At 61.8% G+C, this 24,732-nt stretch carries 23 protein-coding genes; 8 read left to right on the top strand and 15 right to left on the bottom strand.

Annotated features, from left to right (window positions below):
- Position 1: 1 nt before the first annotated feature.
- The 4 genes from HOL66_03000 to HOL66_02985 all read right to left on the bottom strand — a co-directional run bounded on the left by HOL66_03000 (position 2) and on the right by HOL66_02985 (position 4,171).
- Positions 2 to 955, bottom strand: coding sequence for a ketopantoate reductase family protein (locus HOL66_03000; protein ID MBT5243194.1), 954 nt, complete (start codon positions 953 to 955; stop codon positions 2 to 4).
- A gap of 42 nt (positions 956 to 997) precedes the next feature.
- Complete coding sequence (locus HOL66_02995; GenBank protein MBT5243193.1) at positions 998 to 1,798, bottom strand: ABC transporter ATP-binding protein; 801 nt, start codon at positions 1,796 to 1,798, stop codon at positions 998 to 1,000.
- Positions 1,788 to 2,801, bottom strand: a complete 1,014-nt coding sequence (locus HOL66_02990; GenBank protein MBT5243192.1) for a branched-chain amino acid ABC transporter permease — start codon at positions 2,799 to 2,801, stop codon at positions 1,788 to 1,790. Before HOL66_02990 ends, HOL66_02995 begins: the two co-directional genes overlap by 11 nt.
- A gap of 149 nt (positions 2,802 to 2,950) precedes the next feature.
- On the bottom strand, positions 2,951 to 4,171 hold the full coding sequence (locus HOL66_02985; protein ID MBT5243191.1) for an amino acid ABC transporter substrate-binding protein: 1,221 nt from the start codon (positions 4,169 to 4,171) through the stop codon (positions 2,951 to 2,953).
- 178 nt (positions 4,172 to 4,349) lie between these two features.
- Here HOL66_02985 and HOL66_02980 point away from each other — a divergent pair, with 178 nt between their 5' ends.
- Entirely contained in the window at positions 4,350 to 5,093 is a 744-nt protein-coding gene (locus HOL66_02980) for an ABC transporter ATP-binding protein (GenBank protein MBT5243190.1), read from the top strand.
- Positions 5,094 to 5,146: 53 nt separating this feature from the next.
- Positions 5,147 to 6,043 carry a branched-chain amino acid ABC transporter permease gene (locus tag HOL66_02975; GenBank protein ID MBT5243189.1) on the top strand — a complete coding sequence of 299 codons (897 nt, stop codon included), beginning with the start codon at positions 5,147 to 5,149 and terminating at the stop codon, positions 6,041 to 6,043.
- 7 nt (positions 6,044 to 6,050) lie between these two features.
- Here HOL66_02975 and HOL66_02970 read toward each other — a convergent pair whose 3' ends face one another.
- From HOL66_02970 to HOL66_02960, 3 genes are read right to left on the bottom strand one after another with little or no spacing between them, the layout of a single operon-like run.
- Positions 6,051 to 6,836 carry a hypothetical protein gene (locus tag HOL66_02970; protein MBT5243188.1) on the bottom strand — a complete coding sequence of 262 codons (786 nt, stop codon included), beginning with the start codon at positions 6,834 to 6,836 and terminating at the stop codon, positions 6,051 to 6,053.
- Positions 6,837 to 6,854: 18 nt separating this feature from the next.
- Complete coding sequence (locus HOL66_02965) at positions 6,855 to 7,682, bottom strand: sugar phosphate isomerase/epimerase (GenBank protein ID MBT5243187.1); 828 nt, start codon at positions 7,680 to 7,682, stop codon at positions 6,855 to 6,857.
- A gap of 24 nt (positions 7,683 to 7,706) precedes the next feature.
- Positions 7,707 to 8,444, bottom strand: coding sequence for an SDR family oxidoreductase (locus HOL66_02960; GenBank protein MBT5243186.1), 738 nt, complete (start codon positions 8,442 to 8,444; stop codon positions 7,707 to 7,709).
- A 141-nt stretch (positions 8,445 to 8,585) separates the two neighbouring features.
- Here HOL66_02960 and HOL66_02955 point away from each other — a divergent pair, with 141 nt between their 5' ends.
- Together HOL66_02955 and HOL66_02950 are read left to right on the top strand one after the other, a co-directional pair.
- Entirely contained in the window at positions 8,586 to 9,020 is a 435-nt protein-coding gene (locus HOL66_02955; GenBank protein MBT5243185.1) for a dehydratase, read from the top strand.
- A gap of 35 nt (positions 9,021 to 9,055) precedes the next feature.
- Complete coding sequence (locus tag HOL66_02950; protein ID MBT5243184.1) at positions 9,056 to 9,817, top strand: sulfite exporter TauE/SafE family protein; 762 nt, start codon at positions 9,056 to 9,058, stop codon at positions 9,815 to 9,817.
- Position 9,818: 1 nt separating this feature from the next.
- On the opposite strand, the gene HOL66_02945 is transcribed toward HOL66_02950, so the two are convergent.
- The 7 genes from HOL66_02945 to HOL66_02915 all read right to left on the bottom strand — a co-directional run bounded on the left by HOL66_02945 (position 9,819) and on the right by HOL66_02915 (position 18,136).
- The gene (locus tag HOL66_02945; GenBank protein MBT5243183.1) at positions 9,819 to 11,342 is read right to left on the bottom strand and encodes an acyl CoA:acetate/3-ketoacid CoA transferase; all 1,524 of its coding nucleotides are present in this window, start codon (positions 11,340 to 11,342) and stop codon (positions 9,819 to 9,821) included.
- 25 nt (positions 11,343 to 11,367) lie between these two features.
- Positions 11,368 to 12,546, bottom strand: a complete 1,179-nt coding sequence (locus tag HOL66_02940) for an acyl-CoA dehydrogenase (GenBank protein MBT5243182.1) — start codon at positions 12,544 to 12,546, stop codon at positions 11,368 to 11,370.
- A 39-nt stretch (positions 12,547 to 12,585) separates the two neighbouring features.
- A complete protein-coding gene (locus HOL66_02935; GenBank protein ID MBT5243181.1) occupies positions 12,586 to 13,446 on the bottom strand; it encodes a shikimate dehydrogenase in 861 nt (286 codons plus the stop codon).
- Positions 13,447 to 13,458: 12 nt separating this feature from the next.
- Complete coding sequence (locus HOL66_02930; protein MBT5243180.1) at positions 13,459 to 15,216, bottom strand: thiamine pyrophosphate-binding protein; 1,758 nt, start codon at positions 15,214 to 15,216, stop codon at positions 13,459 to 13,461.
- Positions 15,217 to 15,344: 128 nt separating this feature from the next.
- Positions 15,345 to 16,769 carry an aldehyde dehydrogenase family protein gene (locus HOL66_02925; GenBank protein MBT5243179.1) on the bottom strand — a complete coding sequence of 475 codons (1,425 nt, stop codon included), beginning with the start codon at positions 16,767 to 16,769 and terminating at the stop codon, positions 15,345 to 15,347.
- Positions 16,770 to 16,804: 35 nt separating this feature from the next.
- Entirely contained in the window at positions 16,805 to 17,191 is a 387-nt protein-coding gene (locus HOL66_02920) for a cupin domain-containing protein (GenBank protein ID MBT5243178.1), read from the bottom strand.
- Positions 17,192 to 17,230: 39 nt separating this feature from the next.
- Positions 17,231 to 18,136: a hydroxymethylglutaryl-CoA lyase gene (locus HOL66_02915; GenBank protein MBT5243177.1), complete on the bottom strand. Its 906-nt coding sequence runs from the start codon at positions 18,134 to 18,136 to the stop codon at positions 17,231 to 17,233.
- A gap of 156 nt (positions 18,137 to 18,292) precedes the next feature.
- Here HOL66_02915 and HOL66_02910 point away from each other — a divergent pair, with 156 nt between their 5' ends.
- Positions 18,293 to 19,246 (top strand): LysR family transcriptional regulator, encoded by a 954-nt coding sequence (locus tag HOL66_02910; protein MBT5243176.1) that lies wholly within the window; start codon positions 18,293 to 18,295, stop codon positions 19,244 to 19,246.
- Positions 19,247 to 19,307: 61 nt separating this feature from the next.
- Positions 19,308 to 21,173, top strand: coding sequence for a sugar phosphate isomerase/epimerase and 4-hydroxyphenylpyruvate domain-containing protein (locus HOL66_02905; GenBank protein MBT5243175.1), 1,866 nt, complete (start codon positions 19,308 to 19,310; stop codon positions 21,171 to 21,173).
- Between the two features lie 5 nt (positions 21,174 to 21,178).
- Here the strand turns inward: HOL66_02905 and HOL66_02900 are convergent, their stop codons facing one another.
- Complete coding sequence (locus HOL66_02900) at positions 21,179 to 21,973, bottom strand: hypothetical protein (protein MBT5243174.1); 795 nt, start codon at positions 21,971 to 21,973, stop codon at positions 21,179 to 21,181.
- Positions 21,974 to 22,151: 178 nt separating this feature from the next.
- Here HOL66_02900 and HOL66_02895 point away from each other — a divergent pair, with 178 nt between their 5' ends.
- Positions 22,152 to 23,681 carry an acyl CoA:acetate/3-ketoacid CoA transferase gene (locus HOL66_02895; GenBank protein MBT5243173.1) on the top strand — a complete coding sequence of 510 codons (1,530 nt, stop codon included), beginning with the start codon at positions 22,152 to 22,154 and terminating at the stop codon, positions 23,679 to 23,681.
- Positions 23,666 to 24,574, top strand: a complete 909-nt coding sequence (locus HOL66_02890; protein ID MBT5243172.1) for a DMT family transporter — start codon at positions 23,666 to 23,668, stop codon at positions 24,572 to 24,574. Before HOL66_02895 ends, HOL66_02890 begins: the two co-directional genes overlap by 16 nt.
- The last annotated feature ends 158 nt before the right edge of the window (positions 24,575 to 24,732 follow it).

The following is a 24,732-nucleotide window of genomic DNA, read 5'->3' as shown; positions in this document are numbered from 1 at the left end:
CCTATGGGTTGGCGAGATAGTGTGATTCCAGTCCCTTGACGATGGAAATCAAGGTATCGAGTGTCGGCGTCGGCACCTGATGGTCGCGACCGAGACGAGCCACCGTACCGTAGATGAAGTCGACTTCCGTCGGTCGGTGATTGGTCAGGTCGGTACACAGCGACGACTTGGTGGTGCCGGTTCCGCCGCCAGAAACGTCGGCCATTTTCATCAGAATCTCGCGCGATTCATCGTCACTGAGATCGATGCCGCAGGCGCGGGCCACCGCCGCCGCCTCGGCAACGGCGCGAAACACCGTTTCCTTCATTTCGGGGACCGCCATGATGGCGATGGAATTGAGGTCGGTGGTGCCCGAAACGGCGCTGAAGCCTATGTTGCCGAGCAGTTTCTTCCATTTCGCCCGCTTGACGTCGGCCAGCGCTTCGGTCGGCAGGCCGTGGGCGTTGAAGGCCTCGGCGATGGCGCTGGCGCGGGCCGAGAGCCCGCCGCCGATCTCGCCAAGATAGGTCGGCAGGTCGCCATGGTTACGGACCACGCCGGGCGCCTCGATCACCGCCCCCTGGGCGGTCAGTCCGGCGAGAATCTTGTCGGGCCCGAGAACGCGACCCAGGACTTCCTCGTTGCCAAGCCCGTTCTGAAAACTGACGGCGGCGGTCTCGCCCAGGAAAAGATGCTTGACGCTGTTGGCGGCGTCCTCGTTGGAGAGCGCCTTGCACTGGAACACGAAAACGTCGGCGGCTTTTATCGTCGCCGCGTCGCTGGTCGCCTTGACCGGAATGACCCGTTCGCCACCGTATCCGACGATGCGCAGTCCATTCTCGTTGATGGTCTCGACATGCTCTCGCCAGATGTCGAGCAAGGTGACGTCCAGGCCGCCTTCCGCCAGCAGGCCGCCGAAAAGGCTTCCCATGGCGCCGGCGCCGACGATGACAATCGATGGTTGGTCAACCGGCATGGCTTGGCTCCTCGTCCATTGGTTCCGGATTCACAGGGTTAATTACGACGACGTCAGGAACGCCCGGACCTCGGCATCGTCCATCTCCTTGCCGAGATAGGCCTCGATGACGCGGTGGTCGTCCTTGATCTGTGCCGGCGGACCTTCGGCGATTTTCTCGCCATGCTCGAGCACGGTGACCGTATTGCAGGTCTCCATGACGACTTTCAGGATATGCTCGACAATGACCAGCGTCAGTCCGTAGCGGTCCTTGAGGGCGAACACCGTTTTCAACAGATTATCGACGTTCGGGGGCGACAGCCCGGCCGCCGGTTCGTCCAGCATCAACAGTTTCGGTCGCATCGCCATCGCCCGGCCAAGGGCCAGCAGGCGACGCTGACCGCCCGACAATTCGGCGGAAGGCATATCGGCATAGTCGGCAAGACCGATGAAATCGAGCAGTTCCATCATCTCCTGGCGCAGCCTTTTTTCCTCGTCCCATAATTTCATGGTGCCGACAAGGGCCGTGCGCATGCCGTAGCGGACGTGGGTGTGGTGGCCGACGAGGAGGTTGTCGAGAACGGTCATCTGCTGGAACAGGCGCAGCAGCTGGAACGTTCGCGCCACCCCCTGGCGGGCGATGACATGGGGTTCCTGGTTGGTGATATCCACGCCATCGAAAACGATCCGGCTGCCTTGTTCGGGCTTGTAGATGCCGGAAATCAGGTTGAACAGGGTGCTCTTGCCCGACCCGTTCGGCCCGATGATGCCGCGGACCTCGCCCGCCTCGATGCTCAGGTCGACGTTCGAAATGGCGACCAGTCCGCCGAAATTCTTCGTCAGGTTGGCGGTTTCAAGAATCATCGCCGCTAACCTCGCGCGCCGCCTTGAACCGCCGGGTGACGAAGAAGCGATCGATGATACCGCCGATTCCCCGTGGCAGGTAGGTCACCGTCAAGACGATGACCATGCCGAAAACGATTAACTGATATTCGGCGTACTCGCGGGTAACATCGAAGATGATGGTCACCAGCACGGCGCCGATCACGCCGCCCCAGATATGGCCGATGCCGCCAAGCACCACCATCAGCAGCAGGGTCACCATCTCGACGATGGTGTAGCTGTTGGGATGCAGGAAACCGGGCGCCATATGGGCTAGCAGGCTGCCTGCGGTACCCGCGTACAGGGCGCTGACGCAGAAAGCGAACAGCTTGTACTTGCGCACATTAATGCCGGTGGCGGCGGCGGCGAGGGAATCCTCGCGCAACGCCATCAGGCAGCGACCGATGTCCGAGCGCAGGATGCAAAACGAGAAATAGATGCCGACCAGCGCCAGCGGCATGACGATGTAATAATATGCCAGATGCCCGTCGAGGACGAAATCGCCGATCCGCGGCGCCGGAATGCCGCCGAAACCTTCCGCGGCGCCGAGATAGGTGGTCGCCGAGATGAAGACACGGACCGATTCGGCGAGTCCCAGCGTCGCCAGGGCCAGGTAGGCGCCCTCGAGCCGGAAGGAAGGAATGCCGACCAGCGCGCCGGCCAGCCCGGTGACGATAACCGCCGACGGCAGGGCGAGCCAGAAGGGAAAGCCGAAGTTGACCGAAAGCACGGCCGAGGTATAGGCGCCGACCGCCGCCAGGGCGAAATGGCCGACCGTGACCTGCCCGGCGAAGCCCTTGACGATGTTGAGCCCGACCGCGAGGATGATGTTGATCATCATGACATCGAGCAGATAGTACTGGTAATCGTTGACGGCCAGCAGCGGCAGAAACAGCAGCGCCAGGAACCCGAGGGACCAGGAAACGATCCTGGGCATCCCCGACAGCCGCTCGAGAATTCCCACCTGGGCCGGCGCGTCGGCCATGTTACCTTCGTCATTCACGGGATTGAGGCCTTCAAAAAATTGATAAAGGAATGCGACGCCGGGGAAAAAGCACGGCCCGACTGTAACACCGCCGGCCTGACGATTGTTCGCACAGGCCGGCGGCTTTTTACAGGCTGGACACGGCTATTCTAGAGGCCGAAGTCCGGCTCGAACGACACCCGGGCGAGAACCCCCATGTCATAGTTTTTTCCGCCCTTCGTGTACTCGACGAGGACGCCGGTGCGGTTGCCGTCGCGGCATTGCGGCGTTGCGGCGGCGCACCATGAGATGGGACCAGAGGCGAGCCCTTCGTATGGCGGCATGTTGATCAGTCCATCGCGAATCGTGAGGCGATCGGCGACCAAGGCGTCGTCGGTCAGCTTGAGATCGGCGCTTTTAAGGACATTGATTACGATCTGGGCCAAGTCCCAGGCTTGGGAAAAGTCGTGGTCGGGGCACGGAACGTCGTATTTGTCCTGTACCATCTTGACGAACTTTTTCGCGATTGGCCGGTCGTCGAAGCATGAAAACGCGGCGGCGAACGCAAGGCCGACGGCGGAATCGCCGGCCAGCGGCGCGAAGGTGGCGTTGGACGCGGACGACGCGGCTACCCGGCGCACCGACTTGGGGATGCCCACTTCATAGGACTGCTGGGCGAGGCGGGCGAGAGCGTCGGACTGGCCGCCGATGGCCAGGATATCGGGCTTAATGCCTTTGATCTGCAGCAATTGAGCACGGAAATCCAGATCGGTTTCCTGCAACTGCCCGACATAAACCGGCTCGATCTTGTAAGCATCGCGCATGTACTTCATGTACGAATCGGCGAACGAAATCGCGGCGCTGTCGGTGGTGTAAAGATAGGCCACCTTCTTGCCTTCGTTCTCGGCAAGCCACTTGCCGTGAACCGCACTGTAAAAGCGCTCGGAAACCGAAACGCGGAACACCCATTCGCTGTTCTGCTTGGTGACTTTTGCATTTGTCGAATGGGGAACGACCATCGCGACTTCCGCTTTCGCCGACACCGGGACGATCGGCATGGAGACGGAACTGCAGGTCGAGCCGATAATCAGGTGAACCCTGTTCTGGCTGATGAAGCGATTGGCGTTGGCGACGCCGATTTCAGGCTTGCATTGATCGTCGAGCATGAAAATCTCGACCTTTTTGCCGTTGATGCCGCCCGCCGCGTTGACCGCGTCGAACTCGTCTTTCATCATACGACCGTATTTCTGGCCATTTTCAGTGAGCATCCGCATGGTCACGCCGATACGGATCACCCCTTCCTCGGCGATCGCCAGGGTGGTCGTCACCAGGCCGATTGCCATCGTCAGAGCTAACGCACACCCTGTACGATAAAACGCTTTTTTTCGCATAGCTTCCTCCGTTAATCCGATCATGTGTTTTTCGTTGGTTGAATCTGTTTTTCTTTTGTTTGTTTGATTTAATAAGATATAATGTATATCGTACCGAGCGTCCTAATCAAGATGTTTTTGGCGGCGAGACACTAATCAGAGGAAAAGCACGAGGCCGGTGGAATGTGGAAGGCGATGAATGCTCGAAATAAATAATTTGGAAGCCGGATACGGCAGCGTACAGATATTGAACGGGGTCACCCTGAACGTTGCCAAGACGCAGATCGTCGCCCTGCTCGGCGGCAACGGGACTGGCAAATCAACCATTTTGAAGGCGATCTCGGGACTCATCAAGCCGACCGCCGGAACGATAACCTTCAATGGCGAACGCATCGACGGCAAGCGTCCCAACCAGATCGTCCGGCGCGGCTTGGCCCAGGTCACCCAGAGCAAGGAAGCCTACCCTGGGATGACCGTCGAAGAGAACCTCCGGGTCGGCGGCTTCGTCAATAACAACCGCGCCAGCATCCGCCGCAATCTGGAACGGGTCTACGATCATTTCCCGATCCTGAAAGAACGTCGCCAGCAACTCTCGGGGACCCTTTCGGGCGGCCAGTTGCAGATGCTGTGTATCGGTCGCGGCCTGATGTCGGAACCGAAAATGATGCTCCTTGACGAGCCGAGCGCGGCGCTGGCGCCGCAGATCGTGCTCGACATATTCCGCATCATCAGCCGTATCTGCCGCGAAGGCATGACCTTGCTGATCGTCGAGCAGAACGTCCGCATGGCGCTGCTGCTGGCCCAGTACGGCTGCGTCCTCAAGGACGGGGTGATCCATATCGAGGGCCCGGCCGAGGATCTGATTCACGACGACAATGTCCGCTTGTCCTACCTCGGCGGCACGGTTGCGGACCGCCATGGCGGCCAAAATCTGCAACAGTAAGACGGCAAAAAGAAGGTTCTATATATAAGTCGGGACCGGTTTAAGGGAGTAATATTGAGGTGCAGTATTTCATCGATCTCGTCGTTGTAGGGCTGTCCATCGGGCTGGTTTACGGTCTGGTGGCGCTGGGTATTTCCCTTATCTATTCCGGCCTCGATATCGTTCATTTCGCCCATGGCGAGATCTACATGTTCGGCGCCTTCATCGGCATGGTCGTCGCCGAGACCCTGAGCCTGCCGTTTCCGGTCACCATTGCCATCACCATGATCCTGACCGGGTTCCTCGGCATGGTGATCGAGCGCGTCTTCTATCGACGATTGACCCGCGCCGGCGGCGGCTACACGTTCGCCGGCATGGGGATGATTATCTGCGGCTTCGGCATGTCGATCACGCTGCAGAATCTCGCCAATCTGATTTGGGGAGCGAAGGCCAAGCCGTTCCCGGTTTCCTTCGGCATGCCTTTTGAAATCGGCTCCATGGTGTTGCCGCAATCGTATCTCTGGATATTCGGGTCGGCGATGATCCTGATGATCGGCCTGCACCTGTTCCTGAAAAAAACCCGGCTCGGACTCGCCGTCCGCGCCGTCGCCCACAACAAGGATATCGCCTATCTGATGGGCATTAACGTTCCGATGACCATCTCCATCACCTTCGGCGTCGCCTGCGGCATGGCTGCCGCCGCCGGTGTGCTGGTCGCGCCGATTAATTACGTCCAGGTGCTGATGGGCATCGGGGTCCTGGTCAAAGCCTTCGCCGCCGCCGTCGTCGGCGGGTTCGGCAACCTTCCCGGCGCCATTCTGGGCGGACTCCTGGTCGGCGTCACAGAGAGCCTCGGGGCCGGATATATCTCGGGCAGCTACAAGGACATCTACGCGTTCATGTTGTTGATCATCGTGCTGATGGTCAGGCCGTCGGGAATCCTCGGCATCGACACCAGGGTCAAGGCCTGAACGGGCTTTAAACCAGTTCCACCTGCATCGTGCCGATGCTGGCGAAGTCGGCCATCAGGGTCTGGCCCTGGCGGATCGGCGTCGGTTCGGTCAGCGACCCCGTCGACAGGTAATCGCCGGACGACAGGACGAAGCCGCGGGCGGCCAAGTCGTTCAGGGTTTCGGCCATCACCGCGACCGGGTCGCGGCGGTATTCGCCCTGATAGGCCTTGATTGCCGGGCCATTGTCGATGCGCGGGGTAATCGCCAGGGTCTCGAAGGCGATACCCTGCCAGTTGCGGATTGCCGGGCCAAAGACGAAGCCGGCGCCGTTGCCGTTGTCGGCAATGGTGTCGAATGAACCGGGCTGCCTGCCGCCGGTATCGGCGGTAAAGCGTGAACCGGTCAATTCGACGGCCAGATGCAGATCGATGGCATCGACGATGCCCGAGGCCGTGAACGGCATCTCGCCATAGGGCAGGTCGCGGTTGGCGCGAAAGGCGAATTCGCATTCGACATTGGCGCCGGGGAACAAACGCGCCGGCACCCGTGCCGGTTGCTCGAACAGACGCGACGCGAACAGCCGGCCCGGAATCGGACCATCATGACCCTCGAGCCGCTGCACCGCCGGGACCGTCGCCCCGACCTTCCAACCGGCCGGGGAATCCACAATCAATTCCGCCATCCGGTCCTGAACGATATAGGCATCGGCCCGCGACGACGGCGCGTCGGCCTGAGGCGGCAGCGGGGCCGTCGTCACATCGTTCCAGGCGTCGGCGAGGGCGCGCGCGAGAGTTTGCAGGGATTCCGTCATTGATTTTGACTCCTTCTTTCAGACGGCGGATTGATAGCGTTCCTTGACCACCCCGATGACCTCGTCGGGATCGCGTCGCCACCAGTCGCGTTCCGAGAATATCTCGACTTCACGGTGTCCGGTGTAGCCGGCCGCCTCGACCATGCCGCGGATCGCCGGAATGTCGATGACGCCGTCACCCATCATGCCGCGGTCCAGGCGCAGATCGCGGGTGTCGGCCAGCCAGTCATTGATGTGAAAGGCGCAAATCCGCTTGCCGGCGCGGCCAATCTCGGCTTCGAGATGGGGATCCCACCACACCGCGTAGGTATCGACGGCGATGCCGAGCACGTCTTCGGCGTCGATGGCGTCGCACCAGTCGTTGGCGATGCCGACGCTGCTGATCACCGAGCGGTTGGCGCAGATCATCGGGTGCAGGGGTTCCAGGGCGATGCGCACGCCGGCGGCGCGGGCGTGCGGCACCAGGGCCGCCACGCCGTCGCGGGCGCGCGCCCGGGTCGAAGCCAGGTCCTTGTCACGGGGATCGACGCCGCCGGCGACGAACACCAGGCAACCGGCCTTGATCGCCGCCGCCTCGTCGAGGGCGCGGCGGACGTCGTCGCGCGCCTTTTCCGCCTCGGCTGCATCGGGTGAGGTGATCATGCCGGCAAAGCACAGCCCGGTGACCGTCATGGCGTGATCGTCGAGCATCCGCGCCGCCTCATCGACGCCCGTCTCGTGCAGTTTCTCCCGCCACACGCTGATCGCCGAAAGTCCGTGCCGGGCCAGGCCTTCGATCGTCTCCGGCAGCGACCATTGCCTGAGCACGGTGACCTGGTTGATGGACAGCAGTTTTTCATCGAGCATGGCGGATCCTCCGGGGCCTCGGTATCAGTAGGTTGCGCGACCGCCCGACAGGTCGAACACCGATCCCGTCGTAAAACTGCACTCCGGGCTCGCCATCCAGGCGACCATGGCGGCGATCTCGGCGATCTTGGGGAAGCGACCCATCGGGATCAGACTCCGGCAATAATCGATATGCTCCTGGGTCATCTCCTGCATCAGGTCGGTCTCGGTCATCACCGGGCAGATGCTGTTGACCAGGACGCCGGTTTCTATGAGTTCCTTGCCCATGGATTTACACAGGCCGATGACGCCGGCCTTGGCCGCCGCATAGCCGGAAATTTTTGGCACGCCTTCCTTGCCGGCCGCCGACGAGACGATGACGATGCGCCCGTAACCGCGTTCGATCAGGTGCGGAACCACCGTCCGGCAGCAATAGAAGACGCCAGTCAGATTGACCGCCAGGACCCGGTCCCATTGATCGGCCGGGTATTCCCAGTGCGCCACGACGGGACCGTTGATGCCGGCGTTGTTGACGAGAATCTGAATCTCTCCCAGGGCCTCGACGGTCGCGGCGAAGGCCCTTTCGACGGCGCCAAGATCGGTAATATCGACCTGCTGGACAAAATCCGGCGCGAAATCCGAAACATCCTCGAGGGGGGTCGTATCGCGATCCCAAACGGCCACCCGGCATCCGTCAGCGGCCAGGCGACGGGCGATTCCCAGACCGATGCCCCGCGCCGCACCTGTAACGATCGCGGTTTGCCCCGATATATAGCCGCTCATAAGATTAACTCCTGGAAAACAGATATAATTAAACTTGTATATTAAAGTTTGAATGATGCATAGTCTATTATTCGCCTTTGACGCCGTGCGGGGCATGGCATCGGCGGGGCGAAATGGCAGCGGGTGGATAAGGGAATCACCATGAGCGAATTCTATGTGACGCCGGGGGACCACGCGTCGTTCAGCAAGACGGTCAGCGAGACGGATGTTTATCTTTTCGCCGGTATTACCGGCGATTTTTCGCCCAACCATGTCAACAAATCGTACATGGAGCGTTCCAGCATCGGTCGCCAGCAGGCCCATGGGGCGCTTTTGGTCGGCTTCATGTCGACGGTATCGACCCTGGCCATCGCCCACACCCGCGAGGTCGCCGATGAAACCCCCGTGGCCGCCGGTTTCGACCGGGTGCGATTCCTGGCGCCGGTATTTTTCGGCGACACCGTCAGCCTCGATTACACGATCAAGACGGTCGATCTTGAACGCCGGCGTTCGACGGCGGAAATCACCGTAACCAACCAGGACGACACCCTGGTCGCTGTCGCCACTCACATATTGCAATGGGTGAAAAACCCCTGAGGGGAGAGACCACCCATGGCAATCAAACCCCGCAGATGATCGATCAGACCGCATTCTACGTCGCCGCTATCCCCGCGGTCCTCATCGCCGGCATATCCAAGGGCGGGTTCGGCGGCGGCATTGGCGTTATGTCCGTGCCGTTGATGGTTCTGGTCATCCCACCGACACTGGCGGCGGCGATCATGCTGCCGATCCTTTGCTTCATGGACCTGTTCTCGCTGTGGATCTATCGCGGCAAGCAGAATTCCTCTTACCTGCGGATCATGATCCCCGCAGCCATCGTCGGCATCGTCATCGGCGCCCTGGGCTTTCGCTTCCTCGACGATGGCCTGATCCGGCTGCTCGTCGGTTGCATCGCCTTGTGGTTCACCGCCAGCGTCGTCATCAAGGCGCTGCGCCCGCCGCCGACGAATCGTGCCGTCGGTTCCGGCGTCGGTCGCGGCCTCGCCTGGAGCGGAGTCGCCGGCTTCACCAGCTTCATGGCCCATGCAGGCGGGCCGCCGGTTCAGGTCTACCTGCTGCGCGAAAATCTGGACAAGACCACCTATCAGGCGACGACCGTCGTGTTCTTCACGGCGGTCAATTATATCAAGGTGATTCCCTACGGGATGCTGGGCCAGTTCCAGGCGGAATCGTTGGCCGTCTCGGTGACGCTTCTGCCCCTGGCGCTGGTCGGCATCCTGTTGGGCGCCTGGCTGCACAACCGTGTGAATGATCGCTTGTTCTTTCGTATCTGCTACGTTTTCCTGTTTTTTACCGGCCTCAAGCTGGTCGGCGACGGCCTGGCTTCGTTTTAGCTCAAGAGAAAATTTCTTCGGACATCAGCTTCGGCGCGACCGCCATGATCGGGGTGAATTCCATGCGATCGAGGATGTCGATGTTAAGATCCGCGCCCGGGGCGATTTCGCTGAGAACCACGCCCTCCGCCGTCAACTCGAAGACGGCCCGCTCGGTGACATAGACGATTGTTTGTCCCTGGCGGACCGCCTGCGGGCCGGAAAAAGTGACCTGGGCGACGGACGAAACCAGCTTGCGGATGGCGCCGTGGCGGTTGATGGACAGCCGCCCGCCGACCGGTTCGGCGTCCAGCCCCTTGGCCTCGAAGGCGCCGCAAAACACCACCTTGCGGGCGTTCTGGGCTATATCGATGAAGCCTCCGGGCCCGACGGTCAGGCCGGCCAGCTTGGAGACGTTGACATTGCCGGCGGCGTCCAGTTCGCCGAAACCGAGGAACGCGATGTCGAGGCCGCCGCCGGAATAGAAATCGAACTGCGAAGGCGCGTCGATAAAGGCCGACGGGTTGCGCACGAAGCCGAACTGCTTGCCGTACAACAGGGTGCCGCCATAGGCGCCATGTTCCAGGGATTGGTAGTAGCGGTCCCGCTCCCCGCGTTCGTCGATAACCGCGGCGACGCCGTCGGGAATGCCGTAGCCGAAATTGATGATGGCGCCGTCCCGCAGTTCCGCCGCCGCCCGCCGGGCGATGCTCCGGCGGATCGAATGGGGCTGCGGCGCCTGCTTGGGGACCGGCGCCTTGTGTTCGCCGGAGATGCAGGGATCGTAGTAGAAATCGTAGGTCATGGCCTGGTCCGGATCGACCACCACCGCATCGACGATGGCGCCGGGTATATGCACCGAGCGGGCGGGCAAGGAGCCGCGTGCGACAGCCGAGCGGACCTGAACGATCACCTTGCCACCGCAATTGTGGGCCGCCTGGGCGACCGCGTAGGTATCCAGGCTGGCGGCCTCCCGGTCGAGGCTGACATTGCCATCGGCGTCGGCGAAGGATCCCCGGATCAATGCCACATGGACCGGAAACGTCTTGTAACGCAGGATGTCCCGGCCATCGATGGTGACCACCTCGACCAAGTCGTCGCCGGCACTGGCGTTCATCCTGCCGCCGCCGTGGCGGGGATCGACAAAGGTGCCGAGGCCGACATGGGTGAACAATCCCGGACGCCGGGCGCCGATCTCGCGATAGAGCTGGGCGATGACGCCGCCGGGCAGCACATAGGCCTCGATCTTCTCCTGGCGGGCCAATTGCTGCATCCGCGGCGACCAGATCCAATGGCCGCCGACGACCTTGCGGACCAGGCCCTCATGGGCGAAACGGCTGAGGCCCATTGTCCCGCGATCGCCGATGCCGAGGGAGTGGATCAGGGTCAGGTCGCGGGGTTGGCCGGTGTCGAAAAATCGCCGCTCGACGGCGGCGAAAAGGCACGATGCCTCCAACAGACCACCACCGCCGCCGACCAGGCCGACGGTGTCGGCGTCGGCAATCAAGGCGACGGCGGCGGTGGCGCTGATGAACTTGTCGTTCAAGGCTGCGCCCCGCCCCGTCAACCGGTCAGCGACCGATGTCGAACAGGCCGGCGCCGGAACGCTGGGCGCTGCGTGCGAGCACCGAACGGTGGATTTCCGATGCGCCGTCGAAGATTCGGTAAATCCGCGCGTCGCGATAATAGCGTTCGATGGTCAGTTCCTTGCAGTAGCCCATGCCGCCGAACACCTGTACGGCGCGATCGACGACGCGGCCCAGGGTTTCGGCCGCCTGCACCTTGACCATGGCGATCCAGTCCCGGGCATCACGTCCCTGATCGATCTCCCAGGCGGCGCGCAGGACCATCAGCCGGGCGGCGTTGATCTCGATGACGCTGTCGGCGATCATCTGCTGGACCAGTTGAAAGTCGCCGAGCGGCTGTCCGAACTGATGGCGATCCCTGGCCTGATCGACCATCATTTCGAGGACATGGGTGGCCTTGCCGACCGCCCGCGCCCCGACCTGCGCCAGGCGGACCCGCCCGAGCACCTTCAACGCCATGCCCAGGCCCTTGTCCTGCTCGCCCAGCAGGTTTTCCCGGCTCAACGCGACATCGTCGAAAAACAGCCCGACGTGGCTGGTGCCGCGCAGGCCCATCATCGGCTGGTCGCGGTCGACGGTCACGCCGGGGGCATCCTTGTCGACCAGGAACATGGAAATTCCCTTACCTTTCTTTTCCGGGTCGGTCACCGCGGTGACGACGAAAAAATCGGAAACCATACCGTCGCTGACGAAGTGCTTGTTGCCCGACAGCAGCCAGCCTTCGCCGTCGGGGCGGGCGCGGGCGCGGGTCTTGATTCCCGCCGCGTCCGATCCGGCGCCGGGTTCCGTGAAGGCGATGGAACAGGTGCGCTCGCCCCTGACGGTCGGCAGAAGCCACCTTTCGACCTGTGGACCCAGGCAGGCCAGCAGGACCTCGTAGACATTGCCGAAGGCGCGCCGGATCAGGATGTCGGTGGTGTGGCCGAATTGCTCCTCGACCAGCATGGTGTTGACCGCCGAAAGGCCGCCGCCGCCGAATTCCTCGGAGATGTTCATGGCGTACAACCCGAGCTGCCGGGATTTTTCAAAAATGGCACGAGCCTTTTCCGGGGCCAGGACGCCGGTCTCCTCGACCTCTTCCTCGAGGGGTTGCAGCTCCTTGCCGATGAAATCGCGCACCGTGTCGATGAGCATTTGCTGTTCATGGTCGAGGCCGAAATCCATGACTTGGTTTCCTTACTTCCTGACCCGCCGGACGCGGCGTCACCCCGTGGCCGGGGACAGCCCCATGAAGTCGGCGTAACGTTGTAACTGGCCGTCGAGCATGCGGCGTCCGGGCACCACGTGCAACCCCTGATCGGCGGCCTTCGCCATCAAGGGCGTCACCTCGGGCGTCATGATGATTTCGACAAGGTCGCCCCCGGTTTTGACGACACCCGGGTCGAAGGGCAGGTCATCTTCGGCATGCAACCCCAGGGGAGTCGCGTTAATGGCGACATCGATGCTTTCGGGTCTTGCCACCTCGATCGCAATATCGCCATGGCATTGGCGCAGGGAGTCGGCGAGGTTAACGGCGCGCGTCTCATTGATATCGTGCAGGATCATGCGGCCCGGTTTGGCCCCGGCCAAGGCCCAGGCGATGGCGGCGCCGGCGCCGCCGAGGCCGACCAGCCAGACGGAGCGTCCCGTAACGGAGACGCCGCTGACCCGCAACCCCTCCATGAAGCCGACGCCGTCCACATTATCGCCGATCAGGCGACCATCCGCTTCCCGTCGCACCAGATTGGCGGAGCCCGTCCGCTCGACAATGTCCGTCACATGGTCGAGCAGGGGGATGACCTTCTCCTTGTGCGGCATGGTGACCGTGAAGCCGGCGACATTGCCCAGGGCGCGCATGCCGGCGACGAAAGCCCCCAGATTCTCGGGGCTGACGTGGAACGGCAGCCACATGGCGTTGATGCCGCGGCGGGCGAACCAGGCCGCCATGACCTCCGGCGCCCGGACATGGCCGATCGGATCGCCGACCGTGCCGGTCAGCAAGGTATCGCCATGCACCGGTGCCTGCCCCATGGGGAAGGGCCGGGTTTTGCCGGGGCCGTGGGCAAGGCCGAGTCCGTAGACCATAGTCAGGATTCCCTAGGTCGCCACATGCGAGACGTCTTTATTGGGCGAGTAAATATCGAGGATGTTCCAGTGACCGCTGGTCGGCGTCGGATTGTTGATCATGGCGACGTCGATCACCGTCGGCCGGCCGGAGGCGATGGCCGCCTCGAGGGCGGGCTTGAAGGCCTTCGCGGAACGCACCCGCACGCCATCGACCCCGTAGGCTTTGGCAATATCGGCGTAGTTCGGCATCATCTCGTCGCCGTCGTCGGGGAAAGTGGTGCCGTAGGTCAGGCCGTAGTGAGCCTTTTGCAGGCCGGCGATGGTGCCGAAGGCGTTGTTGTTCATGACCACCCAGATGACGCCCAGCCGCTCCGCCGCGGCGGTCGCCAGCAGCGCCGGATTTTGCCCGAAACCGCCATCGCCGACCATCGAAATCACGACTTTATCGGGACAGGCAATCTTGATTCCGAGCGCCGCCGGCGGTCCAAAACCCATGGTCGCATATCCACCGGGCGTGAACACAGTCGCCGGCGTGTAGATGGGGAATTGCTGGCCGACGCCGTTCTTGTTCCAGCCGACATCGGTGGTCAGGATGGCGTCACGCGGCATCGCGGCGCGGACATCGGCAAGGATACGCTCGGGCATCATCGGGAAGGCGTCCGAGCTTTCCATTTCGGCGTTGGAGGCCTTGAAATCGAGACGGTAGGCGGCAATCTCGGCGGCCAGCACCGGGTTCTTAAGGCCTTTCGGATAAAGCTCCCTGGCCACCTTCAGCATCACTTTCAGGGCCTGCTTCAGATCCGCCACGACGCCGATCTCGGTCGGAAAATTACGCCCGATCTCTGTCGCCTCGATGTCGATGTGGATCAGCTTCGCCGGCGGGAAGTTAAACGTGTAGTCGGGATACCAGGACGAACAATCCGCTTCCTTGAAACGGGTTCCCAGGCCCAGCACCCAGTCGGCCTTGAGGCATTGATCGTTGATGAACTGGGTGCCCCAAAAGCCGGTCATGCCGAGCATCATGGGATGTTCGTCGCTCATCATGCCCTTGCCCATCAGGCTGTGGGCGACCGGAATGTTCAGGTGATCGACGAATTCCTCGAGTTCCCCGGTGGCTTTCGCCAAGGCGATGCCGCCACCGACATAAAGCAGCGGGTTGTCGGCCTCGACAAGGGAACGGACGATGGTCGCCGCGGTCTCTTCGTCGATCGATGGCTTGCTCAATGTCTTTGTGTTGTGGCGCAGGCGGTCGAACAGGGCGACGTCGATTTCCGCCGAGAAGATATCCATCGGCACATCGACGAGAACCGGCCCGGGTTGGCCGTTCTCGGCCAGGGCGAATGCCTTTTCGATAATTTCCGGGAACAACTCCGGCGTGTCGACGCGCCAGGCCCGCTTGACGAAAGGCCGGTAGATCTCGAATTGAGAGGCGTCGGCATGAAGGTTGACTTCCTGATGCGGGTGCTTGCCGTAGTAATGGCTTGGCACGTCGCCGGCGATGACCACCATCGGGATGCAATCCAGGGCCGCGTTGGCGACGCCGGTCGCCGCATTGGTCAGGCCCGGGCTGAGATGGCTGAGCAGCACCGAGGCCTTGCCGGTCACGCGCGCATAGCCGTCCGCCGCATGGGCCGCAATCTGCTCGTGGCGGACGGTGACGAAGTTGATTTTGCTGTTCGACATGGCCGACAGGACGGCGATGTTGGTGTGTCCGCAGAGGCCGAATATGTGCTTGACGCCACGGCCTTCCAGATAGCGGATCAATAAATTGGATACCTGGTCTTTCATTTTCGATCTCCAGAACCTGGCGTTTCCGGCGCCCGGCGATTATCGGAAAAACACCCGCCCCCCAGGCGCGCTTTGCGCCCAAGGGGGGGGAGGTGAGAGTGGCCCTGGGAGAAACGGGCGACTCGGGTCTAAAGAGCCTGTGTCTGGTAGAACTCGCCGAACAGTTCCTGTTCGCTCGGACGGTCTTCGGGTATCGGACGCGAGACCCATGTCACGTTCAGATAATGCTTCAGGTGGACGTTTTCGTTGGTGATGTTGCCACCCCAGATACCGCAACCCAGGCTCGAGGTCATCGGCATACCATTGGTGAACGATCCCGCGTTGGCCTTCGACTGCGGCTGGCGGACCATCATCCGGCTGACCGGGGCGACCTGCGCCAGGCGGTCGATGTGGTCGTCGTCGAAGGAGTAAATGCCGCACGAGTGGCCCTTGCCGGCGACTTCGTAAATGCGCTCCACCATGTCCAGCGCCTCATCGAAGTTGTGATATTTATAAAGCGCCATGACCAGGCACAGTTTCTCGCCGGAGAACTTGTGCTGCTTGCCGATCTCATCCTGCTCGACCATGATGAACTTTCGGTCGGCGGGGATGGTGAATCCGGCGATCTTGGCGATGCTCTGGGCCGGGCTGGCGATGGTGTTCATCGTCCGGTGACCGTTATCGCCCCACAGGGCGGTTTCGAGCCTGGCCTTTTCTTCGCCAGTGCACAGGTAGCCGCCTTCGGCGATCAAGCGATCGCGCAGTCGGTCGTAGATACTGCTGTCGATCAACAGATTGCCATCCGCCGAACAACCGGATCCGAAGTCCGAAGTCTTCGAGATACGCGAGTTAAGGGCCGCTTCCTCGATGTCGGCGGTCTCGTCGATGACCATGGTCGAGTTGCCGGCGCCGACGCCGTAAGCCGGTTTTCCGGAACTGTAGGCGGCGGTGACCATCGGCTTGCCGCCGGTCGCCATGGTCAGGTCGCAATTCGCCATCAGTTCCTGGGTGACGGGGATGCTCGGCGTCTCGATGCACTGGAATATGTCCTCGGGCGCGCCGAGCGCCTTCAGCGTCTCGCGCATGACACGCACGGTTTCGACGGTCGTGCCCTTGCTGCGCGGGTGCGGCGAGAAAATCACGGCGTCCTTGGCCTTGAGCGCGTAAATCGCCGTAACCGGCGGCGTCAGCGCCGGGTTGGTGGTCGGTATCAGCGAGGCGATGACGCCGGCCGGCTTGGCGTACTTGACCAGGCCCATTTCCGGATCCTCTTCGATGATGCCGACGCTTTTCTGGCGCAGCGCATCGCGCAGCACGCCCATGATCTTGAAGCGCTTGTTGGGGCGACCCTCGCGGTCGCCAATGCCGCTCTCGTCGACGCCCATATGGGCGAGGCGGGTGAAGGTTTCCTCGTTGGCCGTCGCCCAGCCGACGGCCTGGCAGAGCCGGTCGATGCTGGCCTGATCATAATCCTTGATGGCGTCCATGGCCGCCCGCGCCTTCGCCACCAACGTGTGGACATGGGCACGGTCTTCCTCGGTGATCTCTCGTTCCCAGGCAGATACCCTATTCATCATTCCAACCTTTCAATATTCGTGTCGATTCCCGTTCAGCGCGTCGGCAACTCGCCCATTGGCGCGTAACACCAGATCAGCCACAGCGGCTCGTCGCCATCGTTGTAATGCACATGCACGTTGCCCTGCGGAATGAACATCCAGTCGTTTTCCTTGAAGCGGGTCTCGGTGCCGGCCGTCTTGTCGTAGGCGATACCCTCGCCACGGATGACGATGTTGATCTCCTCCGAATCGGGATGATTGTGCGGCGCGCAACGCTCGCCCGGCTCGAAGACCGTCAGCCCCGCGCGCATTTTGCTGGCCCCGACGGTCTCGGGGGTGACTACCTGGAAGACCTTGCGACGCAGGCCTTCCTCGTCGAGACCCAACCACAATTCATCGCAATCCTTGAAAGGGTTCATCACCCTCACTGAGTCAGTCATCTGTATTCTCCTTGTTTCAATAGTCTTGTCGAATTCCGTTCAAGCGGCGCTTTGCAGGTGCGCCATCCTGCTGGGAAGCGTTCTTTCCAGTAGTTTCTCCATCTCCAGGGCGAGGCCGCAGAGCCGTCGCCAGTCGACCCCCGTGACGACGCCCATCTGTTCGAGGGCGAAGGCGGCGTCTTCTGTGGAAATGTTGCCCGAGGCGTTGGCGATGTACGGACAACCGCCGACGCCGCCGAGGGCGGCGTCGAAGATCGCCACGCCCGCTTGCAGGCCGGCCACCATATTGGCGATGCCGAGGCCGCGGGTGTCGTGCAGATGCAGCGACAAGGCGATATCGTCGCCCACTGCCGCCCGCACCCTGGTCGCCAGATCGTAGACCGACCTGGGATTGGCCAGGCCCGGCGAATCGGCGATGTTGATTTCCTGGACGCCCAGTTCGCTGTAACTGGCGGCGATCTCGCACACCCGTTCAGGCGGCGTGGCGCCATCGTAGGAGCAGGCGAAGGCCGACTGAATACCGGCGCGCACGGAAATGCCGTGCGACAAGGCTTTCTCGATCATCGGCCTGATAAGGGCGCGGGCATCGGCCAAGCTGCGATTGGTATTCTTCATCGAATGAGTTTCGCTGGCCGAGACCGACATGCTGAGGTGCTTGACCCCTGCGGCAATGGCGCGGTCGAGGCCGTGGTCGTTGAGCACCAGCGCCGTATAGGTCACGCCCGGCGCCGGCTCGAGGAGCGAAAACAGCTCGTCGGTGTTGGCCATCTGCGGAACCCACTGCGGATGGACGAAGGATCCCACCTGAATGCGCCGCACACCGCAGGCTTCCATGCCGCGAATGAAGTGCTGCTTTTCCTCGACAGAGAACGAGCGTTTCTCGCCCTGCAAACCATCCCGCAAAGATTCGTCTTCGATGAGGACGTCGCTGACCAGATTGAACATCGAGAAACTCCCAATCGGTTCGCTTCATTCCGCATCGCCGGGAACGGGAACCGTTGAGGGCTATATCAATCCCAAATCAACATAACATCAATTATCAATATTGCATATACAGGCTACTTCATGTTAATTTTGGCCGCCGACCAGAGGACGCGCCGCATGCTGACCTTACGCCAGATCGAAGTCATTCGCGCCATCATGACCGCCGGCACGGTCAAGGGTGCCGCCGAGGTGCTGAATGTCTCGGCGCCCGGCATCAGCCGGGTGATGAAACATGCCGAGAGCCAGTTAGGCATCAGCCTGTTTTCGCGCCGCCATGGCCGCTATATCCCGACCCAGGAGGCGCGGGACGTCTTCGGCCAGATCAACGAGGTGTTCCAGAAAGTCGAAGACCTTCAGTATTCCGTCGACGCGCTCAAGCGCGGCGGCTCGTCCGTCTTTTCTTTTGCCTCGGCGCCGAGCATCTCGCAGGACATCATGCCGCGGGCGGTGAAAAGGCTGCGCGAAAAGTATCCCGATCTGGCGATGGACATCAACGTCCTGAAGATTGAAGAGACCATCAACTACCTGCTCCTCAAGAAGGGAGAACTGGTGGCGATGAGTTCCCGGATCGACCATCCCGGCCTGATCTCGCACGAGTTGGCGACCGGAGATCTGGTCGCCATCGTTCCGGAAGGGCATGCCCTTGCCGGGCGCAAGGAATTGTCGTTGGCCGCGTTGGCCGCGTATCCGCTGGTCGGCATCGATCCCGACGATCCCTACGGGCGGATCCTGGCGTCGACATTTCTCGAAAATGGCCATGACTACACGCTCGCCATCCAGGCCCGTTTCGCACAGACCGTCTACAGCCTGGTTCGGCACAACCTCGGGGTCGCCATTATCGATGAGTATTCGGTCGCCGCGCGGAATTTCCCGGGTGTCGTCCGCGTGCCGATTGCGGAACCGACATCGTTCAAGGCATACGCGGTGGTCAATGCCGATGTCCCCCTCTCCATTTTCGCCGAGGACACGATCCGTCTTTTACGGGCCGAAATGCGCGAGGCCGTGACCAACCGCCGCTGGCGAAGTGGGACGGAGATTGGAGCTATCGAGATGAAATGTTTCGGCTTATAAAGGTGTCTCGTTATGGAGCTGTTTCGGCACCCGTTACGAATGCCCCCTGGAGAGGAACGCCATGAAGCGAGGTATCTCATCCTTATCGTTTTCCGGTCCTCTGGAAAAAAAAATATTCGCCGCCGCCACTGCCGGTTTTGCCGGCATTGAGATATTCCGCGAAGATCTTATATACTTCGACGGCAGCTTGTCCGATGTCGCCGGCGTCGCCGCCGAGGCCGGAATAGAAATCCTCAGCCTGCAATCCCTGCGCGACTTCGAGGCGGCGCCGGACGAACACCGGAAATGGAATTTAAAGCGCGCCGGACGCTTCCTCGACCTCGCCGCCGAGACCGGCGCCCCCATGCTGATCGTTTGCGCCAACACCCAACCCGATACCGTGGACGACGCCGACAGGGCGGCCGCCGATCTCGCCCTGCTCGCCGACATGGCGTCGGAACGCGGCCTGCGCGTCGGTTACGAGGCCCTGTCGACAAGCCATTGCGTGCGTACCTATTGGCAGGCCTGGCAGATTATTGAAAAGGCCGACAGGACCAATCTGGGCCTGGTTTTCGGCGCCGTTCACAGCTTCGCCATGGAAGTCGATTTCGCCCCCCTTGAAGACATAGACCCGGCCCGCATCTTCCTCGTTCACCTAGCCGACGCGCCGACCACCAAAATGGACATCGAGCTGCTGTCGCGTCATTTCCGGCTGTTCCCCGGTCAAGGCAATCTGCCTGTCACCGACCTTTACAAGTTACTGCGCTCTATGGGTTACGACGGTCCCGTTTCGATGGAAATTTTCAACGACCAGGTGCGCGCCATGCCGGCCCATAAGGTCGCCGAAGACGGCATCCGCGCCTTCCACCTTCTCGAGGAAACGGCGACGGAGGTGGCGTCGCTTCCGGTCGTTCAGGATATCGGCTTTATAGAGTTCGCCTGCGAAGGCAAGGACGCCGCCGACCTCAAGCGTCTCCTCGAAGCCATGGGCTTCGTCCATAGCCACCGGCACAAATCGAAGGACGTCTCGCTCTACCGGCAGGGCGGAATCAACCTGGTTGTCAACGAGCAGCCGGACTGTCCGGCCCATTCCTTCTATCTGCTGCACGGCCTGTCGGTCTGCGGGCTGGCCTTCCACGTCGACAAGCTGCCGACGATGGTCGAACGCGTCGGCTTGTTCCAGGGCGGAACGATCGGCCATCTGGCGCAGCCCGGCGAACTTGATATACCGGCCATCCGTGGCCTCGGCGGCAGCATGATCTATTTTCTCGACGGCGGCGAGGGCGCGCCGGCGTTCTACGATGTCGACTTCGTGGAAGTCGCCGATCACCCGCCGGCGGAAGGCAACGGGCTGCGCGACATCGATCATTTCTCGCAGGCGGTGGCGCCGACCGAGTTCCTTTCCAGCCTGCTCTATTACTGCGCCATGTTCGGCTTCGAATCGAACGAACAACTGGATGTCCTCGACCCGCACGGAACCGTGCGCAGCCGCAACATATCGAACGATAACGGGCGCATCCGCATGTCTCTCAACGCGTCGATCGGGCCGAACACCACGACGCAGCGGTTCCTGGCCAAGAACATCCTCGCCTCGTACCACCATTTCGCCTTTACCTGCGTCGATATTTTCGCCTATGCCGATACACTGGATCAGGACATCATCTTGCAGGCGCCGGCCAACTACTACGATGACCTGCCGCGGCGCTTCGACCTCGAACCGCAGGCCATCCGGGATATGAAGGCGCGCAACATTCTCTACGATCAGGACGCCGACGGCGGCGCCTACTTCCAGATATTCACCCGCGACGTCAACGGTTTGTTCCTGGAAGTCATCCAGCGCGATGGCTACACCGGTTTGGGCGCCGCCAACGCACCGGTCCGCATGGCCGCCCAGTCCCGCGACTACGAACAGGTGCAGAACCTGTGCGACGCGATGCGGAACGGGTAGCGCGCCTAGAGCAGTTTTTCCGGTATGACCTGCTCGTCCGGCGCCGCGACGGCGACCGCGATGCTGCCGAAGCGGCCGTAATCGGCGACCGCCGACTGGCCCGGCGCGAGGGGTTGCGAGACCGTGATGCTGCCCAGCGTGGTGACCTGACTGACCGACAGGCCAATGCCGCGCGCCGACAGGGCGTTGACCAGCCAAACCATGACCTTGAACGGCTCGGAGCGGTCCTCGCGCGGATTAAGCGGCACAGCCTGGCCGCCGTCAATGCGAAGGTCGATCGTTATGTCAAGCAGCGACAGGGTCCGCCAGTCGTCGATGGCGGCGCCGACCACCAGCCCTCCCTGGACCGCGTTGTCGGCGAGGATGTCGAGCACGTCGTCCGGCGACTGGGCGATATGGCGGGCCTGGCGAACCCGCGCGGTGGTGATTTCAACGCAAGGCATCAGCGCGCAGGCGGCGGCGACCTCGGCCTCGCTATAGTCATCGGATCGCGGTGGCAAGTCGTGGCGCAAGCGGAAACCGAGTTCGCATTCGATCCGCGCCGCGGCGAACGCCGGCACGGGCAGGACAGCCGGCGTGGCGAACAGGCGCGGCGCGAAGATGCGACCGACGTTCGGCGCCCCCCCGACCTTCCAGCCGGCCACCGGCAGACCGATCCGACGAGCCATGGCGTCCTGAATCGCCGTCGCCTCACTGTGGTTGCGGGGCCGCAGATGGGCCGGCAACGGCTCGATCACGGAATCGGCGAGCCAGGCATCGGCGAGCAACCGCGCGGCCTCTATATTTCGCTGCCCGGCCATGGCCTGCTCCTCATTTCAGTCTTCGGCGGCATTCCCATCGACTCCGTCATTAGATACGATAAAATAAAGTTTATATGACATTTTTTTATATAGTTGCCTAGATAGCTTTATTAGTCTTTAATAATTTGACGGCAGGTTGCCATCGTCCCGGACTTTGAAAATCGTAAAGAGTGGAGCCATGACCATCAACAAGTTCATGTCCAAGGAAGACGCCGTCGCCCTGATCAACGACGGCGACACCGTCGGCCTGATCGGCGGCGGTGGCGGTCTTGTTGAGGCATCCTGCCTGTTCGCCGCCGTCGAGAAACGGTTTCTCGACACCGGTCATCCCCGTGACCTGACCGCCATTCATTCGCTCGGCATTGGCGACCGCAAGGACAAGGGCATGAACTGCTTCGCCCACGAGGGCATGGTGCGGCGGGTCATCGGCGGTCACTGGGTGTGGTCGCCGCGCATGCAGGAGATGGCCCGTGACGAAAAAATCGAGGCCTATGTGCTGCCCGGCGGCGTCCTCATGCAGCTTTACCGGGAAATCGGCGCCGGCCGGCCCGGGCTGTTCACCCATGTCGGCCTCGGCACCTTCGTCGACCCCCGTCTCGAAGGCGGCAAGATGAACAAGCGGACGACCGATGATCTGGTCGAACTGGTCGAATTCGACGGCCAGGAAATGCTGCGTTACAAACCGTTCGCCATCAATGTGGCGATCATCCGCGGCTCCTTCGGCGACGCCCACGGCAACATATCCCTCGATCAGGAAACCGCCAATGTGGACATCTACGCCATCGCCCAGGCGGCCCACAATTCCGGCGGCAAGGTGATCGTCCAGGTGCGCACGGCGGTCGAGACCGGCACCCTGCCGGCCCGCGCGGTGCGGGTCCCAGGCGCCATCGTCGATGCGGTGGTGGTCGATCCCGAGCAGTCGACCTCTTACGACATCCCCTACGACCCGACACTATCGGGTGAACGCCAGGGCGTCGTGCCGCCCGAACCCGAGTCGCCCTTCACCGTCCGCCAGGTCATCGCCCGCCGGGCGGCGGAGGAACTTTACGATGGCGCGGTGATCAACTTCGGCTTCGGCATTCCCGACGCCATCGCCAAGATCATCGCCGCACGCGGCGACCAGGACCGCTACTACCAGACCATCGAACACGGAACCTACGGCGGCTCCCTGCTTGACGGCATGCTGTTCGGCTTCGCGCGCAATGCATCGGCGATGATCGACGGTCCCTCCCAGTTCGATTTCTATTCCGGCGGCGGACTCGACATCGCCTTCCTTGGCTTCGGCGAGATTGACGCGATCGGCAATGTCAACGTGTCGCGACTCGGCGGCCTGCCGGTCGGGCCTGGCGGTTTCATGGACATCGCCGTCAACGCCCGCAAGATGGTCTTTTGCGGCACCTTCGACGCCAAGGGAGCTGAGATTGCGACCGGCGACGGCAGCCTCGCGGTTACCCGGTCCGGGAAAATCAGGAAGCTCCTGGATGAGGTCGGCCAGATCACCTATTCCGGCGCCGAGGCGATACGGCGGGGACAAGAGGTTCTCTATGTCACCGAACGGGCGGTGTTCCGCCTGACCGCCGAAGGCATGGTGCTTGATCAGGTCGCGCCGGGCGTCGACATCCGCCGCGATGTGCTTGATGGCATGGGCTTCGAACCGCTCATCCCCGTCGAGCCGACAATCATGTCAACGGCATGTTTTACCGCCTGAACCCAGTCAGGGCGGCGGCTGTCGATGAAACCGGTAATGTTCGGAAAGGGATTTTGCTGATTGTCGTCGCCGGCGCCTTGCTCGCCAGCATGGATGGACTCGGCAAACACCTGATGCAGGATAATCCGGTGGCGGTGGTCATTTGGTCGCGGTTTTTCTTTCATGTCGTCGTCACTTTTATCTTCCTCGGCGCCCGAGGGTCCTACGGCTTTTTGCGGGCCAACCGGCCCGGTCTGCAGGCCATACGGGGCGGATTTCTTCTCGGCGCGACGGGGACCATGTATTTCGCGATCTCGTTGATGCCCCTGGCCGACGCCACGGCGATACAATTTATCGCCCCCGTTCTGGTCACGGCCCTGTCCGTACCGATCCTGGGAGAATCCGTCGGCATCCGCACCTGGGCCGCCGTCGTCGTCGGTTTTATCGGCATCCTGCTGATCGTTCACCCCGGATTCGGCCAGCTTCAGTGGGCCTCCCTGCTGCCGATATTGACGGCGATCTGCCTCAGCCTCTACCTGATCATGACGCGAATCATGCGGTCCATGGACAGCGCCGCGACCACCACCTTTTATTCGACGGCGACGGGACTGGTCGTGCTCAGCGCCATGCTGCCTTTTTTCTGGGACACGCCTTCGGCGCTATCGTGGCTTCTGATGACGGTGTTGGGAAGCGCCGGAGCGACCGGCCACTATTTAATGATTCGCGGGTACAGTCTAGCCTCGGCCTCGGTGCTGGCGCCGTTTTCGTATTTTCATCTGCTCGCGTCAATGTCGATCAGCCTTGTCGTCTTCGGGGACGTCCCGGATGCCTGGATGCTGTCCGGCACGGCATTGGTTATCGGCAGCGGGCTCTACGTCTGGTTCCGGGCAAGCTTGGTGCAAAAAAAGACTTAGGGACTGACCATAGGCAGTCAAGGGTTCCGATAAGTTTTAACGTCGTAAAGACAAGGTTTCGTGTTTTCCCAAGCGCTAACCATGGCAATGGTGAGGGAATCTATTCCGGAGTAAAAAGGGGCCACCTTTGTTGATTCAAGGCGCCGTGCTTCCGGTTG

It is taken from the genome of Rhodospirillaceae bacterium (genome assembly GCA_018662005.1).
Taxonomy (GTDB): Bacteria; Pseudomonadota; Alphaproteobacteria; order Rhodospirillales; family JABHCV01; genus JACNJU01.
The sequence above is the reverse complement of the archived record's forward strand: the minus strand, read 5'-3'. Positions and strand labels throughout refer to the sequence as shown.